General features: G+C 39.4%; 18 protein-coding genes. 4 read left to right on the top strand and 14 right to left on the bottom strand.

The window, feature by feature from the left end; genetic code table 11:
- Positions 1–28: 28 nt before the first annotated feature.
- The 4 genes from ACLIJJ_RS11410 to ACLIJJ_RS11395 all read right to left on the bottom strand — a co-directional run bounded on the left by ACLIJJ_RS11410 (position 29) and on the right by ACLIJJ_RS11395 (position 5,896).
- Positions 29–1,348: a PTS sugar transporter subunit IIC gene (locus ACLIJJ_RS11410; protein ID WP_233315851.1), complete on the bottom strand. Its 1,320-nt coding sequence runs from the start codon at positions 1,346–1,348 to the stop codon at positions 29–31.
- A 36-nt stretch (positions 1,349–1,384) separates the two neighbouring features.
- The gene (locus ACLIJJ_RS11405; protein WP_285109765.1) at positions 1,385–1,699 is read right to left on the bottom strand and encodes a PTS sugar transporter subunit IIB; all 315 of its coding nucleotides are present in this window, start codon (positions 1,697–1,699) and stop codon (positions 1,385–1,387) included.
- Positions 1,700–1,835: 136 nt separating this feature from the next.
- Positions 1,836–3,758: a BglG family transcription antiterminator gene (locus ACLIJJ_RS11400; protein ID WP_233315852.1), complete on the bottom strand. Its 1,923-nt coding sequence runs from the start codon at positions 3,756–3,758 to the stop codon at positions 1,836–1,838.
- A gap of 107 nt (positions 3,759–3,865) precedes the next feature.
- Positions 3,866–5,896: a Na+/H+ antiporter gene (locus ACLIJJ_RS11395; RefSeq protein WP_233315853.1), complete on the bottom strand. Its 2,031-nt coding sequence runs from the start codon at positions 5,894–5,896 to the stop codon at positions 3,866–3,868.
- Between the two features lie 205 nt (positions 5,897–6,101).
- Between ACLIJJ_RS11395 and ACLIJJ_RS11390 the strand changes: the two genes are divergently transcribed.
- The 3 genes from ACLIJJ_RS11390 to ACLIJJ_RS11380 all read left to right on the top strand — a co-directional run bounded on the left by ACLIJJ_RS11390 (position 6,102) and on the right by ACLIJJ_RS11380 (position 6,891).
- Entirely contained in the window at positions 6,102–6,347 is a 246-nt protein-coding gene (locus ACLIJJ_RS11390) for a DUF3949 domain-containing protein (RefSeq protein ID WP_411410890.1), read from the top strand.
- Positions 6,348–6,413: 66 nt separating this feature from the next.
- Complete coding sequence (locus ACLIJJ_RS11385) at positions 6,414–6,647, top strand: hypothetical protein (protein ID WP_237942032.1); 234 nt, start codon at positions 6,414–6,416, stop codon at positions 6,645–6,647.
- An 82-nt stretch (positions 6,648–6,729) separates the two neighbouring features.
- Positions 6,730–6,891: a hypothetical protein gene (locus ACLIJJ_RS11380; protein ID WP_233315856.1), complete on the top strand. Its 162-nt coding sequence runs from the start codon at positions 6,730–6,732 to the stop codon at positions 6,889–6,891.
- Positions 6,892–6,927: 36 nt separating this feature from the next.
- Here ACLIJJ_RS11380 and ACLIJJ_RS11375 read toward each other — a convergent pair whose 3' ends face one another.
- From ACLIJJ_RS11375 to ACLIJJ_RS11330, 10 genes are all read right to left on the bottom strand, one after another.
- Positions 6,928–7,194: a hypothetical protein gene (locus ACLIJJ_RS11375; RefSeq protein ID WP_233315857.1), complete on the bottom strand. Its 267-nt coding sequence runs from the start codon at positions 7,192–7,194 to the stop codon at positions 6,928–6,930.
- Positions 7,195–7,300: 106 nt separating this feature from the next.
- Positions 7,301–8,227, bottom strand: a complete 927-nt coding sequence (locus ACLIJJ_RS11370; protein WP_233315858.1) for an ATP-dependent 6-phosphofructokinase — start codon at positions 8,225–8,227, stop codon at positions 7,301–7,303.
- A gap of 21 nt (positions 8,228–8,248) precedes the next feature.
- Positions 8,249–8,698: a ribose 5-phosphate isomerase B gene (gene rpiB, locus ACLIJJ_RS11365; RefSeq protein ID WP_411410889.1), complete on the bottom strand. Its 450-nt coding sequence runs from the start codon at positions 8,696–8,698 to the stop codon at positions 8,249–8,251.
- Positions 8,699–8,720: 22 nt separating this feature from the next.
- Positions 8,721–10,070 (bottom strand): gluconate:H+ symporter, encoded by a 1,350-nt coding sequence (locus ACLIJJ_RS11360; protein ID WP_233315860.1) that lies wholly within the window; start codon positions 10,068–10,070, stop codon positions 8,721–8,723.
- A 239-nt stretch (positions 10,071–10,309) separates the two neighbouring features.
- Positions 10,310–10,972, bottom strand: a complete 663-nt coding sequence (locus tag ACLIJJ_RS11355; protein WP_233316148.1) for a FadR/GntR family transcriptional regulator — start codon at positions 10,970–10,972, stop codon at positions 10,310–10,312.
- A gap of 193 nt (positions 10,973–11,165) precedes the next feature.
- Positions 11,166–11,924: an SDR family NAD(P)-dependent oxidoreductase gene (locus ACLIJJ_RS11350; RefSeq protein ID WP_237942035.1), complete on the bottom strand. Its 759-nt coding sequence runs from the start codon at positions 11,922–11,924 to the stop codon at positions 11,166–11,168.
- A gap of 23 nt (positions 11,925–11,947) precedes the next feature.
- Positions 11,948–12,892, bottom strand: coding sequence for a transketolase family protein (locus ACLIJJ_RS11345; RefSeq protein ID WP_233315862.1), 945 nt, complete (start codon positions 12,890–12,892; stop codon positions 11,948–11,950).
- Entirely contained in the window at positions 12,892–13,725 is an 834-nt protein-coding gene (locus ACLIJJ_RS11340; protein WP_233315863.1) for a transketolase, read from the bottom strand. Before ACLIJJ_RS11340 ends, ACLIJJ_RS11345 begins: the two co-directional genes overlap by 1 nt.
- A 349-nt stretch (positions 13,726–14,074) precedes the next feature.
- Positions 14,075–14,539, bottom strand: a complete 465-nt coding sequence (locus tag ACLIJJ_RS11335) for a hypothetical protein (RefSeq protein ID WP_237942036.1) — start codon at positions 14,537–14,539, stop codon at positions 14,075–14,077.
- 132 nt (positions 14,540–14,671) lie between these two features.
- The gene (locus ACLIJJ_RS11330; RefSeq protein WP_237942037.1) at positions 14,672–15,853 is read right to left on the bottom strand and encodes a YhgE/Pip domain-containing protein; all 1,182 of its coding nucleotides are present in this window, start codon (positions 15,851–15,853) and stop codon (positions 14,672–14,674) included.
- 170 nt (positions 15,854–16,023) lie between these two features.
- Here ACLIJJ_RS11330 and ACLIJJ_RS11325 point away from each other — a divergent pair, with 170 nt between their 5' ends.
- Entirely contained in the window at positions 16,024–16,644 is a 621-nt protein-coding gene (locus tag ACLIJJ_RS11325; RefSeq protein WP_411228717.1) for a TetR/AcrR family transcriptional regulator, read from the top strand.
- The last annotated feature ends 29 nt before the right edge of the window (positions 16,645–16,673 follow it).

The raw sequence follows: 16,673 nt of genomic DNA, 5'->3' as shown, positions 1-16,673 counted from the left end.
CTTTTCCTGCCTTTTATTTGGCATTTCATTAGTTGAAGTTAACTCCGCCATCATTGGAGATTTCTGTTTTTTCTTGCTCCTTCTCATTCTGCAATGCTATTCTGTCGACAGATTTGAAGAATGGATAGTACAGAAGGATAGAAATACCGATTTGCACGACGTTAAGTAATGCGCCTTTCCAGCCGCTGACGAGAAAGCCGGCAATAATCGGCGGTGTCGTCCAAGGGATATTCGTGCCATTTGTCAGCGGCACGATTCCAGATGCCATTGCAAAGTATGCAACTGTTGCCAAAATCAGCGGATTTAAAATAAACGGAATCATCATAATTGGGTTTAAAACAATCGGAATCCCGAAAATAAGCGGTTCGTTAATACCGAAAATCCCAGGTCCAATCGCCAGCTTGCCTAATGTTTTATACTGCTTTGATTTAGCGAACAATAACAAAATAATAGCAAGTCCAAGTGTGCCTCCAAAGCCGCCGACCTTCATGAAGTTCGCGTAAAACTGGAAGTTGATAATATGCGGAATGGCTTCACCTGCACTGAATGCAGCTGCATTGTCTGCTGTTAAAGCAAGCCAGATTGGCTTCATAATACCGCTGACAACATTGGAACCGTGAATACCGAAGCTCCATAGAACTCCTTCAAAGACGGTAACAATTAAAGTCGCCGGCAATGTGTCTCCTAAATACAGGAGTGGAACTTGAAGATAATGATAAATGAAGGCTTGAACTGTCCCAAATGGTGTTAATGAAAAGATGATGCGGACAAGATTGAAGACGATAATAACAAACAATGCTGGAATAAGTGCTGAAAAGGATCTGGCCACATTTTCAGGAACAGAATCAGGCATCTTGATTTTCCAGCCTTTTTTATCGATATAACGGACGATTTCAACAGCTGCAATCGCAACAATCATCCCTAGGAATAAGCCGCTTGCGCCAAGATTAGTTACAGGGATACCTAATCCGCCGTCTTTCAGCTCTAACATCGGTGTTAGAATGAGGAATGCTACGACAACAATGCTGATACAGGCAATGCCATCGAGCTTATATGTGCGCGAAAGACTTCTTGCCATTGCAATGATGACATACACTGTCATCACATTCATTGTCACATCATAAGGAACAGTAAAGTAGGATGCCCAATCTTCCCCTAACAGGGAACTCATGAATTCGGCATAGCCCCCGATTGGAATATTGCCAAGCAGCAAAAAGATCGAACCGATAATCAATAGGGACATAACACCAAAAAATCCGTCTTTAATTGCCGTAATATACCTGTTTCCATCAAGCTTCATTGCAAGTGGACCCATCTTGCTTTCCAGGTTCTCAATAAGTTTCTGCATGTTCTCCCCTCGTTTCTTCTAAGTTTTATGAAAATACTAGCTTCCTACAAGACTCAGTGCTTGCTGCAGTACTTTTTCTCCATCCATCATGCCATAATGCTGGATGTTGATTTCATCAAGCAGAATATTCTCTCCTTGCAACCTTGCTTCTATTTCTTCCCTTCTGAACTTCACTTGCGGGCCGAGCAGCAAGGCATCAACCTTTCTGGTCTCAAGGACATCATCTATCTCTGTTGCAGATACGGCAAAGATGGTGATATCCAAGCCTTTTGCGTGAGCTGCCCGGCGCATCTTCGTCACAAGCAAACTTGTGCTCATTCCCGCAGCACACACGAGCATGACTGTCTTCACTTTTTTTGTCCCCCTTATAAGGAATTTCTCTACTTCCTCATTGTATAATGAAAGCGCTTAATTTATCATATTTGCATTTTCCGCTTAGAAGCGGAAATCTCTACATGAAATAAAAAGAAGCTAATTGCACAAACAATTAGCTTCTTACTGTTTCTGTTTGAAATAACTCGATGACTTCCGTTTTGGACTTTGCCTTGATTACTTGCTGTATCACCTTTTTATCTTCAATGATGGAAATGAGCTGCTCATACATTTCCTCTAAATCTCCCTTTGCGTCCTTGCTTATATTTAACAAGCAGACAACCTGAACCATCTGATTTTCATTCCAGCTTATCGGCTTTGCTAATGTGCAAACAGTCCAGAATGTATCTTTTGTTTCCGGCATGGTCGGATGAGGGATTGCAACCAAATTGCCAAAGCTAGTGGAGGCAATTCCTTCCCGCTCGAGCACAAGCCTTCCATACTGTTTGGAAACAAGACCTTGTTCATAAAGGATATTGCTCAAAAATTCGATAACAGCTTCCTTCGTTTCCAGCTGTTTACCGATAAACACATGGTCTTCAGCAAGATAACTGTCTTTAGTAGCCTTCTTTGTTGAGGTAAGGCGCTTTTTTATTCCTTTTATATCGTCTGCTTCAAGAAAGTTGCTGACAACTTGCACAGGTGCTGCTAACCTTTCCGCTATCGGAATCGTGCTGATAACAAGGTCAATTGCAGAAAGATCATAGTCTGCCAGCTTATAGTAATTAATGCATTCCACAATTTCCAGCTCTCTGCTAAACTGCTCCTGCAGCCTGTAGGACAGCAGCTTTGCACTTCCCACACCTGAAGCACATACAAGAATAACACGCTTTTGCTTCCTGGCTTTTCTTTTCATACGCTCAAGTGCAACACCGATATGAAGGGCAATATAGCCGATTTCATCTTCTTCCACTTTAACGGACAGCCAGTCTTCCAAACATTTGCTGGCAATGATGGCTCCTTCAAAGGCACTTGGGTATTTTACTTTAATATCATTAACGAGCGGATTGCGAATATTCATTTCAAAGCGCAGCCGGTTAATGGCAGGCCTAATATGAAGCGCCAAAGCGTGTAAAAACTCCCGGTCTGATGTGAAATCCCAATTGAGCTCCTCTTTCAGCCTTGTTACCATACAGCTGACAATTTCTCGTGTCTCATCAAATTCGCGATACTCTGTCAGCGCATTTTCATGCAGAAGCTTCGTGCCCATCAAGTGGATAATTATATATTCAAGCTCCGCACTAGGAAACGAGAAGCCTGCTAGCGCTTCTACCTCTCCAATAATTTCTAACGCTACTTTTTTCTCGAAGGGATGCGCCTCCCCGATTGTATGCTCCAGTTCTCCCATCGCAAAGCCTTGTTCCATCCGTTTGCAAGCAATCACAATATGATTTGTCAGATTACCTAAGGCAACATCAGAAATTTCAATTTTATGAACATTTACTTTATTAATAATGATTCTTTTTATTTGGTCAGCAAAGGCTTTCTCTGATAACCTGCTATTGTTTTTAGAAGAGTCTTCCATCAGCCTGTAGTTGGCGAAGCATAATCGCTTTCTGTATTCACTCCCAGCGACATTTACACCATAGTGAGGCTTGACTAGCAGTGACAGCTTATATTTACCAAGCATTTCCCGAACATGCCGAAGATCCTTTTGAATAGTTGATTTCGAAACATACATTTCTCTCTCAAACTGCTCCAGCTTTACATAACCCTCCTGCAGCAAAAGATGTTTCAAGAGAAAATGCACCCTTGTCTTTTGGTCAGAAAAATCATAGCCTCCTGAATCGGCTTCCGTCAGAATCGGATTGATTTCCTGCTGGAACACTTCATGGTCTAATATATGTAGACAGTAGCCTTTTCCCTTAATAGGGCTGATGCTCACTCCAAGTTGTTTGCAGTCACCCTGCATATTCTTCAATTCCTTGCGAATCGTTCTGTCGCTCACACTCAGCTCTTTCGCTATCCATTCAGCCGTAACCGGTTCCTTATGTCTGCTCAGCAGCAGCAAGATTCCCCTTTGTCTCCCAGACAGCATGCCAATCCTCCCTTCGCCTGCAGTATTTCCTCTCATTATAACAGAAACCGCTTTCTTGTTTCCGAAAAATAAACAGCAGCCTGTAAAAAATAGGCTGCCGTTAGTCTTTATTCTGCATGCTCATGTAAAGCGGCACTTTCGACGTAATTAATAAATCGTCTAAGCTCCTTTACCTGGTCCCTGTTAATCTCTCCACTTTCATACATACTTTGAATTTCTGCTCTTTCTACATCAAGCACCTTTATACGAAGCTCTTCCTTCTGCTCTTCCTGTATTTCGTCATAATTTCGCGATGATGTTCGCAGTCTTTCCATCATGAGCTTGTAATCAAGGATAACTGCATGAATCTGCTGTTTGAGCTCTTCCATTTCCTCTGCATAGTCCTTTAGGAAATCGATTGCTGCCTGCATGGCCTGCAGCTGAACATCCTTGCCTTTCTCCAGCTTGGCAATCGCCAATTCCTTATCTTTACGATAAAACTTTCTTACCTTTTTCCACTTTCTCAGCATTCTTCCGACAAGATAAAGGGTACCAGACTGCAAACTGCCAGCTAATGCCTCTTCCCTGTATTCAAGCGACCTCTCAAATGTACAGAAAAGCTCTTCATCGATTTTGTTCTTATCCATTAGTGACTGGATATATCTTCTTTCTGCTTTGACTGCCTTGATGCGGATTTCCGTTTTCACATCCAATTCCACATCTGTTGCCGAAATCTTCTTGCCTTGGTCTCTTGCCAGTTCACGAATTCGGCGCCGGTATTCTCCGATTAGCTCGTAAGCGGCTGTCTTATTTTCCTCATTGACTACAGACCTGATCTGGTCGACAGCTTTCTCTAGCAGTCTCTGCTTAAATGGAGACAAATCCTTTTCTCCTTCTGCATCCTCCATATCTTCTCCTTTACTTAAGACTGGAAGAAACACGGTTGCTACAATTAATGTAAACAGAATAACTCCTGCTGCTAAAAACAAGAGCAAGGACCTTGCTGGGAAAGGATCTCCGCTGTCTAAAAAGTAGGGAATCGATAATATCCCTGCCATTGTCACAGCACCGCGCACACCTGTTAAACAGACGAACAAGGCATTTTTTATATCTGGTTTTTTAGCACCCTTGTTCAAATAACGATATTCAAAATGAGCAAACACATATGCCCAAACAAAACGAATGCCTAATATAACAAGGCCGATGGCGAGACAATAGCCGATAACGAGCCAATTGCCGATACTTGGATCTGAAACGGTCTCTCTCATCGAGGATGGAATGTTCAAGCCTAACAGTAAGAACACAACTCCATTTAATGTAAACAGAATAAGCGACCAAATATTTTCTGTCAGCACCTGTTCTTCAGGGCTTGCAGATTCGCGCCTTTCCCTTACTAATGAATGAACGATCCCGCCAACAACGACAGCGATTACGCCAGATGCGTGAAGCAAATCCTCTGTCACGATGAAAATGATGAACGGAGTAATGATATGCAGCAAGGAATGAAAAGTAACATCATTGATTCCTTGTTTGCGTAAAATAAATCGCACCCATGTGATTAGCAACGCCAACGCCGCTCCAAGCAAAGCTCCTAATATAAATTTATATACAAAATCAAGAGTTGCCTCATGCAAGGAGAAATAACCTGTCACAACTGCCGCAACAGCATAGTTAAAGGCAACTAAGCCAGAGGCATCATTAATCAGCGATTCTCCTCTGACAAGATGAAGCACGCCAGCTGGAATGTGAATGCGTTTGGCAATTCCATTAACAGCGACAGGATCTGTCGGTGACAGGATGGCTGCAAGTGCAAATGCTGCAGCGAGAGGTATGACCGGTATCATCCAATGAATGAAATAACCGCCGCCGATTGCTGTCAGGATAACAAGGATAATCGCATTTCCGAAAATCGGCGCCCTCATATTCCACAGCTCCTCTCTAGGAAAATACCGTCCGTCATTATAAAGAAGCGGTGCTACAAACAGCAGCAGAAACCACTCTGTTTCTATTTCAAAGGAGATATCCTCAAAAAAGAAAGCTAACAGCATTCCAAACGCAATTTGAGTGAGCGCCGTTGGAATGGAAGGTATGTAGTGACTGATAATATTAGATATCAGCAAGGATAATAACAGTAAAATAATCGTAATCAGTAAATCCATGGCATTCTCCCTTGAAAAAATGAAATTTGGCATAGTTTTTGTCTTGTAAGGAACTTTTATGTTAGTACGTTAACGAATGTGAAATGAAAACCAGTATTCAAGAGGAAATAAATTACATTTAATGTTATAATATTTACAAGTAACGGAAAATTCCCATTTTACTGTAAAGGAGGTAACTGAAATATACTCCACTATTTTCTTCACCGTGATTGGTATTTATGTGCTGCTTTCCATTGTAATGCTGCCAGTTCAATACCGCTTTCTCGTAGCATTAAAGGAAGAAGAACGTAAGTACAAAGCAAAAGGCAAAACACAGGGAGAAATGTACGACGAGATGAATGCAGGTGAATTAGTGCTGCACAGCCATAATCAAGGAAATGCTCTATTCTTCCTTGCCAATATTATGGCATCCATCGTTTATAAAATAAAACATCCAAAGACAAGCATATAAGGAACCTTTAGCAGCCTCCACAAGGCTGCTTTGATTTTTTACCCTATTACACTAAATGGAGGCTCTATGAAAACAACGATCATCAGTGCTGCATGTATCCTGTCTTCTGTGCTATTATTTTCTACCCGTTATATGTTTATAGCCATCTTATGTACCACTCAAAACACTTCAGCAGCAAATTTTCACGATTTACTTGAAGAACATGGCGGACCCTTGCTTACTCTTAGTGTAATTGCCTTGCTTATCGGGCTCGGAATTTTACTGCCAAACCTATTTAAAAAGCGAGAAACCACCAATTAAGTAATATTTAGTATTCAACACACATATATGTATTTTTATGGTAAAATAAATATATGGATATATTTGTAAAAGGGAGCGTTGGATGAATACTAAGTGGTTAAATGTTATTTCTTTATTTTTATTTCTTGCCGCCATTACTTATAAAGTAATTGGCCATCATACAATGAATGCGGCAGGTGTAATCATTGTCTTATTGTTTATTGTCTTAAATATTGCGGCATTAATGAAGAAGGATGCTACATAGAAAAGGAAGGAAGACTGATTTGTATCTTCCTTCCTTTTATTTAAAGATAGCACCGACAGCTAACAGAACAAGAGCGACTAAATGAAGCCAAACTGTATATTTAATAATAATCAGCGCCCATAATTTCTTTCGCAGTCCAAACACAAGTACTAGCAGGAAAAATACAAAACTGAATAAGCTGCGAATGATATTTCCTTCTATTAGGAAAAAAAGAAGATTTACAAAAAAAGATATAACAAATAAGACTATATAAGTGTTAGAACCTTTCGCTTTTTTTCTGGATTCCTGTTCAAATTCGTACATTTATGTACCTCGTATATTTCGTTTTTCATTTTCTGTTAATGATAATATACAATGATAATAGCAAAAAAAGCTGCCATCAGCAGCTTTCTAAAAAATCTTTACAAATTTAATAAGGCAAAAACGGCTCTTTATTTGTACTAGAAAGCACCTTCCCTAATTCCAATTCAACTATAGCATTAGCGTGAACAGCAAGGCATATGCCGCTTTTGCCTGCAAGCAATGTTTCCACACTTTTTTCACCGAATTTAATGCCCATGATACGATCGGTAACAGAAGGTTTTCCGCCTCGTTGAATATGACCAAGCACTAGTGGATGGATTTTAAATTCGGAATGACTTTCGATTTCTGCTTTAAACTTTTCTGCACTAATCGCACCCTCCGCCAAAATATAAATTTGGCTTTTTCCAGCAGAACTTCTCATTCCTTCTAGCACTTTTTCTAAGTTCCAGTCTTCGCTTGTGCCGATGATGCCGTCAGCAGCTGTTGCCAGGCCGGCCCAGATGGCGATATCAGAGGCTTCACGGCCCATTACTTCTATACCAAAAATATGCTTATGGCTTGCTGCTGATGTTTTTATTTTATCAATGGCATCAACGGCATTTTCTACAGCAGTGTGAAAGCCAAGTGTGATATCCGTAAGGGCAATATCATTATCTATCGTGCCAGGTATGGCAGCAACAGGGAAGCCCAATTGGGACAAGGCTTTAGCGCCTTGATAACTGCCGTCTCCGCCAATTACAACAAGCCCGTCTATTTCATGCTTCCTTAAGATATCTACTGCTTTTGTTTGGATGTCTTTGTCTGCAAACTCGGGAAAGCGTTGCGTACCGAGAATGGTTCCGCCAATATCAATGACTTTAAACAGCTCTGATTCAGTTAACAGCATAAACTCTTCCTTTATGATGCCAATATAGCCATTTACACAGCCAAAAACTTGTATTTCATGGCGTGCTGCTTCCTTTACGACTCCAAACAGGGCAGCATTCATGCCTGGTGAATCACCGCCGCTCGTAATGACTGCGAGCTTCTTCATAGTAACTTCCTCCAATACTTCTTAGCATAGGAATTCTTCTTCGATATCAGCAATCATGCCAATTCTTCTTGTATGTCTGCCTCCCTCGAATTCTGCATCTAACCAAGCCTTTACAATTTCTTTTGCTAAAACACTGCCGACTATTCTTCCGCCAAACGCTAAAATATTCGTATTATTATGCTGTTTTGATAGCCTTGCTGTTGCCGGTTCACTGCAGACTACTGCTCGGATGCCTTTGACCTTATTGGCAGCAATCGATATGCCCACACCCGTTCCACAAATTAAAATACCTGCATCTACTTTATTTGCCACAACATCCTCTGCAACCATTTTGCCATATTGAGGGTAGTCTGTGCTTTCTCCTGACTTAGGTGAATACTCTATTACATCATGCCCTAATTCTTGTAAATATTCCGCGATAACAGGTCTTAAATCATCGCCGCCATGGTCACATCCAATTGCTATTTTCATCGTAAAACCTCCTAATTATAGTTTATACAAATAAGTCTAAAATCAGCGTGCAAACCAAGCCAATAACAGAAGAAATTGTGGAAAGAACGGTATATGTTCCAAATGTTTCTTTCAGCGTCATGCCCGAATATTCCTTCACGATCCAAAACGCAGCATCATTAACGTGAGAACAAATCGTGCTGCCGCAGCCTATCGCCAAAGTTACGAGCGCTAAATTAACTTCTGGGTGCATTGCAAGCATTGGTGTGACTAAACCAACTGTGGAGATGGCCGCAACCGTTCCAGACCCAAGAGCTATTCTTAATATCGCAGCCACAATCCACGCAAATAAAACTGGTGATAATGCAGAGCCTTCGAATAGTTCTGCGATATATTCGCCAACACCGCCTTCAATGATGACTTGTTTAAAGGCACCGCCTCCGCCGATAATTAGCAGCATCATCCCAATCGAATTAATAGATTTCGTACAGGATTTCATTAAATCCACCATAGCAATGTTTCTTTTTATGCCCATTGTATAAATCGCAACTAACAGCGAAATAATCATTGCAGTGGAAGGCTCACCAAGAAATTGCAGCACCTTAAAAATAAGGCCGTCATGATAATTCAGTGCTTCTTCAATAATTTTAATAACAGCAGCAATTGCCAGCAGAATTACTGGCAGCATCGCTGTAAATACACTGATGCCAAAGCCTGGTGTTTCTTCTAATTTAAAAGATTTCTCTTCCTTAAAAACTCCGTCTGGGGTAACCTTTTCAAAGGCACTTGGCACGATTCTTTTAGCAATATTCGGATAGATGACTCCTGCGATAATCACACAAGGAATCGAAATAATCAGCCCGTATAAAAGAACAGTCCCAACATCTGCGCCAAGTCCGTTCGCAACTGTCGTAATACCTGGATGCGGCGGCAAAAAACTGTGTGTGATCAGCAAAGCCGCACTCATATGCAAAATCAATTTAACAATCGAGATTTTCACTTCTTTTGCGATTGTGAATATAATCGGTACGATTAACACAAAGGCTACTTCATAAAACAAGGCGATACCGACGATAAAGGAAGCAATAACAACCGCCCAATGAATTTTATTTTTTCCGAACTTATTGATAAGCGTCATCGCAATCCGGTTTGCTCCGCCAGCATCAGCGATTAATTTACCTAGCATAGCACCAAGTCCAAAGATTAACGCTATATGTCCTAATGTACTGCCTAATCCATTTTCAACAATTAGTCCAATCTCTTCTAAAGGTATCCCTAAAAGCAGGGCAACGATAAAAGAGACAATAATCAGTGAGAAGAAGGTATTTAATTTCAGCTTCATAATTAAAAAGATTAATATTATTACCCCAACAGATACGTAAAGTAATGGCATATTATTCACCTCAGCCTTTTTATTGGTTCGAACTTCACTACAATGAATCTATCAGTCTAGCATTATATTTGAATACGCTTTCTTTTTTACTTAACATTTGTATACTTATCTTCTTGTATGCTAAGTACACTAAAAAAATAAAGCAGTTACTATTAAATAATATGTTGAGAGCGCCTAAAGCCATTCCTAAGCAATCCTGTTTAGGCTATCTCAACAAATTATGTAATAAAAGCAGCTCATCATTTCCAATAACGGTCATATAAGTTTTGCATATGGTTAGTCATAATGTCTGTCGCTTTTTTTTCATCTCGTTTTTCTATAGCCTCGATGATTTGTTTATGTTCATTTAAATTTACTTCCAAATAATCTGGTCTTGTTACAGTACGATCTCGTATGAACTGCCACATTTCCTGTTTCTTCATCGCATTAATGATTGCTGCCATAATATTGATGAACAATTCATTATGAGAGGCTTTTGCAATATTATAGTGAAGTGCTTCGTCTGTTTCCGGAACGTAAACACCTGACTTTGTTTCCTCTTCCATCTTGTTTATTGTTTCCCTGAGCACAGCAATTTCCTCATCTGTAGCACGCTGTGCGGCAAACTTAATGATTAAAGGCTCGATGTTCATTCTAACCTCTACTATTTCTTCTGGAGAAACAGAATCAAATGAGATAGGATCGTGGGAATTGTTAGCTTGGTTTTGATTGCTTTTTACATAAACGCCTTCGCCTTGGCGGGAATAAATGAATCCATTTAACTCCAATGCACTCAGTGCCTGACGAACTGGAGCACGGCTGACACCAAACTGCTCACATAATTCTCTTTCTGCAGGCAGCTTATCTCCTACTTTAAAAGTTCCTGACTCAATCTCTGATAAGATTTGCTGATATATTTGCATATACAATTTTTTGCTGGAAACTGGATTAAAATTAATAATAACCACTTCTCTCTGCGTTAATATTATTAGATAACCTATTATACTATAAGGTTATTATATAAAATAAAAATATGTAAGCGCAATAAAAGTAAAATAAATCATAGCCGAAGCTTCTTTTATCTAAGGCTATGATTTATTTTTAGAAAGTGGTTAATTAGTCCATATGTGATCCGCCGTTAATATCTATTTCTTCCCCAGTGATATAGGATGCCTCTTCCGTTGCTAAAAACGCAATAGCTGCAGCCACTTCCTCTGTTTCACCAGGTCTGCCCATTGGAATTCCATCAATTACTTTAGCTGCCTGTTCTTCCGGAAGTGACTTCCAAATATCTGTGTTTACAAGACCAGGAGCAACACAGTTGACTGTGATTCCGTGCTGTGCCACTTCACGAGCTAAGTTTTTCGAAAATCCTAGAACAGCCGCTTTTGATGCAGAGTAATGAGCTCCCCCGAACACACCGCCGCCTCGTTTTGCTGACACGGAAGACAGACTGATGATTCTGCCGAAATTTTGTTTTTTCATTGTGTCTAGGACTGCTTGTGTACATAAGAATAATCCAAACATATTTACGTTAAATACTTTTGTAATATCCTCAATTGTCATGTCTTCAACTGTTACTTTTTGAGAGATTCCAGCATTGTTAATTAAGATATCTATGCGGCCATACTTATCTAAGACTTTTTGAACCATCGCATCATTGGATTCTTGGCTGGTAACATTCAACAGCACACCAAATGCCTCTCCACCTTGTGTTTTAATGGCATTAACTGTGTCTTCGATTCCTTCTTCATTTAAATCAGCAACTACGACAATGGCACCTTGTTTCGCAAGTGTTAAAGCAATCGTGCGTCCAATTCCCTTTTTCGAACCGCTTCCTGTTACAATCGCAACTCTATTATCTAATTTAAACATAGTATTCTCTCCCTTTAATAGTATTATTGAAGCAATTCTTGCGCTGTGTTTACGATATTTTCTATTGTTATGCCGTTCAGCTCTAATAATTTTTCATATGGAGCAGATTGCCCAAACTGGTCTTGAACACCGATTCTGCGCACTTTCCCTCTACCTTCTTCTGCAACGACCTCACATACAGCGCTGCCTAATCCATTGATAATATTGTGATCCTCTACAGTGATGATTTTGCCGATATTCACACACTCTACAACTGCGTCTCTGTCTAATGGCTTAATCGTATGCATATCCAGCAGTTTCACAGAGATACCTTTACTTTCTAATTGCTTCGCCGCTTCCAAGGCAAGATAGACAGTATCTCCATTTGCAATAATGGCGATATCATGGCCTTCCTTTAATCGCTTCGCTTTGCCGATAATAAACTCTTCATTCTCATCGTAAATGAATGGCATCGTATCTCGTGTAAAACGAAGATAGACAGGACCATATTTCTCAGCAGCTTGCGCCACCAATTTTCTTGTGGAATGATAATCAGCACCCATCACAACTGTCATGTTAGGGATTGTACGCAAAACACCCATATCTTCAATCGCTTGATGGCTCGCACCGTCGTTTGCTGGCGTCAGACCGCCATGTGAACAAGCAATTTTCACATTCAAGTTCGGGTAACAAATTTCCTGTCTAATTTGTTCTGCCATTCTCATCGAGCCGAAGACCGCGTAAGTGCTTACAAAAGGAATTTTGCCTGTAGTCGCTAGACCTGCTGCTAATCCAGCGCCATTTTGTTCAGCAATCCCGACATTAACATGCTGTTTCGGGAACTTATTGGCAAATTCTGTTGTTTTACAAGACTTACCGATATCAATATCTACAACGTAAATATCTTTATTTAATCCGCCAAGACGGACAATTTCATCACCAAAGGCTTCTCTTGTTGCTTTCTTTTGTAACACTTTGTTTTCACTCATTATTTTAGCCCTCCCTCTAATTCTGCCAATGCTTTTTGGTATTCTTCATCATTAGGAGCAATTCCGTGCCAAGTTACCGAATGTTCCATAAAGGAAACACCTTTTCCCTTTACAGTGTTACAAACAATACATTTCGGTTTGTTATTCTTAGAGTTTCTTGCACTGTCTAGTGCTGCAACAATTTCCTCCATTGAGTGGCCGTCTATTCTTGTTGTTTCAAAACCAAAGGACTTAAACTTCAGCTCAAGATCTTGGTTCGGCATAATTTCTTCTGTTGGACCATCAATTTGCAGTCCATTATCATCCACAAAAACTACTAAGTTATCTAATTCATATTTAACGGCGCTTTGTGCAGCTTCCCAAATCTGTCCTTCCTGACATTCGCCATCACCAACCATTGCAAACACTCTATATTCTTTTTCGTCTCTTTTTCCTGCCAACGCCATTCCGACTGCACATGAAAGACCTTGACCTAAAGAGCCTGTAGAAATATCAATTCCTGGACACTTCTTCATATCCGGATGACCTTGGAATGGAGACCCCATTTGGCGGAGTGTATAAATGGTGTCATACTCAACAAACCCTCTTAGCGCTAAAGCCGAGTATTGAATTGGACAAACATGCCCTTTTGATAAAACGAAACGGTCTCTATCTTCCCAATTAGGATTGTTTGGATCGATGTTCATTTCCTTAAAATACAGTGCCGCAATAATATCAGCCGCCGAAAATGAACCTCCAGGATGCCCTGATTGTGCCTTATGAATCATCGTCAGTGCCGTTTTTCTAAGATCAACTGCATTTTGCTTTAACTCTTCAATAATTGTTGCATTCATATTAATCACCCCAAGGAATTGAATTTTAACCTGTATACTTATTTACTTGTCTACTTGTATACTAAGTTACCTTTGTTTACCATTATAAAACGTTTTCAACATTTGTCAACAGAAATGTAAACGATTTATTTGGGTGGATTTGTTATTTTTCTAGTATTTATTAGAATTTTCGCTATTTAACGACAACAAAAAACGCTAAGCAGCTTTGCTGTTTAGCGTTTGAAAGTATTTATTTATCCATTTCCTTATCTTGAGTAAAAAAGAAAATAAAAATCACAAGAGATAATGCGATTAGAAACTTCCCTGTACTGCTCGTTCCTTTAATGACAGGCAAATCTGTTAAACTCATTTAGAACACCTCACTAGCTTTTTTAAGTTTATCCACTAGCTGTGTATCGAGACGAAAGCTGGTATTGACAATATTTCTGAATTCCCTTTGATTCTTTTTTAAGTATGGAAGAACCGGAACTACCTTTTCCCTTCCAAAAATGGGTCCGCTGATACTTAAAGAAAATCTCGCATCTGATGAGATAAACAGACCAACAAGATTAATTTCGTCCTTTATCAACAGAATGGCTAAGATAATATCAATAACATCTAATGAAATATCAGCAAACTGATTGCCCTTTTTCGCTTCTAGCCTAGATCCACCTGTAATTGGCCCGCCGACTGTAAAACCAAAGTAACCTGGACCAAAGTAAATTCGGCTAACGGTTATTTGCCCAGTTAAAAGCAACGAAGCAATCACAATATCAATATCCCGTTGTATTTCCCTTAATAAACGACAATCTAAGGTTTTGTCCTCCAGCTTCATTACACTCACCTAAAAACCGACATAGATAAATTATATGCATCGCAGTTCAAAACGGTTGATTGTCTAGAATGAAAATACCTCTTTCATTTGACCATAACCCTACTTCTGATAAGCTGGGATTTTTTCTAATTTTTAATTTTGTGTTTGCTTATTTGTTGCTTTGAATTTTAACGCAGAAGCTAAGATGACGACAAAGCCTACAACTCCAATCCAAACAAGGGTAGAAACAGAATCCCAAGTTAAACCTTTATCAAAGAATAGTAGTTCTCGTAAGCCTTCTACCATAAATCGCATCGGTAACCAAGAATAGACCCAGTTTTGATAGAATGGTGACATCATTTCTGGAGCCATTGCCAGTAATGGTGCACCAAAGAATAGCATTAAGATAAAAATAGGCATACCTCTTAGTCCCATAATGGAAAGGACAGCTGAAATCATTAGAAAATAGCTAAAGGATGTTATCGATAAAAATAAAGCTGTACTCAAAAAATCAGGAATATGAAGTCCTACCATTCCATCTGCCAGCCAAGTTAATCCAAATCCTACGACCAGTGTGATAATTGCTCCAATAAAAACCTGCACTGATCTCACTACTAAACTTTCTTTTCGACTAGTTATGGTTGCCTTTTTAAGTGAAATAAAAATAATGGCAGCACTCGCTAAGCTTGCCATCCAAAGAGGCTGGAATAAAGAAACAGGTGCATTGCCATTAGCACTTTTAGTACCAGTTTCATTAACATTAGTAACTTTTGAAGTGATAGGTGTTGCCAGGGCTTCAGCTTGTTGTATGCTTATTGCTGTTCCTTGTTTTTCTAGTCCATTTAGTAGTTGTGTACGAACATTGCTGTTTATATTGTCCACTACACCGTTCAAAATTTGCCCTGCCAATGTTGATGCCATTGTATTCATACCTTGATTAATAAAGATTTGAAGTTCAGATGGTGAAGCAGGTGCTGCTGTTTGTAAAGAAGCCTGGTTAGCACTAAAATCTTTCGGAATAACCATGGCTGCATAATATTCCTGGTTATCTAATCCTTTTTGAACTTCCTTAAGACTACTTACTTCAATCCATTTGACTGCAGGGTCTTCTTGGTCTGAAGTTGTCTGTGAATTTTCTTTAATCATTTCCACTATTGTTTTGCCCACATTCATTTCTGATTGATCTGGTATCTTCACTCCAGCATCCTCATTCACAATTGCTATCGGCAGATTTTTAGGCACTGGTTGGACCGATGGAATTAATGTTAATAAAAATATAAATATTATGACCAATGTAATGAATGGTGATAACAGTAATAGTTTGTTTTTAAACATATTTGAACTCCTCCAAAAAGATAAGTATAATAAACGAACAACGTGTTGTTTATTATCTTCTAAATTATATGGATGAAATGTACTTCCTTCAATAAGCAAATAAATAGTATATGTTGGATAAAGAACACCTTTATAAATTGTGTTGGATAACAACAAAGGAGGAACCTGAGATGTCTGAAGGTAAAACTGATTTAAGAGTCACTCGAACGAAGGAATCTATTCTAGACGCATTGATAGAGTTAATAACCAAAAAAGGTTTTGAAGCCATTACAGTTAAAGATATAACAACTAAAGCAAAAATTAACAGAGGAACATTTTATGCCCATTATCAAGATAAATTTGACTTAATGGCAAAATGTGAAGAAGAAATCATGGAGGAAATGTCCAGTATTGCAAAGCAAAACTTCCCCAGTGTTATTGCTTCACTTGAGGCGGATGCTCCAGTTGTGCCACCATTTCCTCTTACCGTTGCATTATTTGAATATTTAAACAGTAATAGTGCTATTATGAAAGCTTTATTAGGTCCAAAAGGTGATTTATCATTTCAGACAAGACTGAGAGAATTTATCTGGAATTCACTTTATGGAAACAATCCAAGCTCTCTTGTAAAAGAAGAAAATTTCCTTGTTCCAGGGCAATACTTGGCATCCTACATGGGAACGGCATTGATTGGAGTAGTGCAACAGTGGTTGCATAGTGGCAGGAAGGAATCTCCCCAAGAAATGGCTCGTATCCTGACAACCATTACAGTCAACGGTCCTCTTTATGCAGCTGGGTTAAAAAATAACTAACTATTAGAAGCGAAGAAATGCATCGACTT

It is taken from the genome of Niallia laureatilytica (genome assembly GCF_046613985.1).
Classification (GTDB): Bacteria; Bacillota; Bacilli; order Bacillales; family Cytobacillaceae; genus Niallia.
Note: the sequence above shows the minus strand (reverse complement) of the source record. Positions and strands in the feature narration are given on the sequence as shown.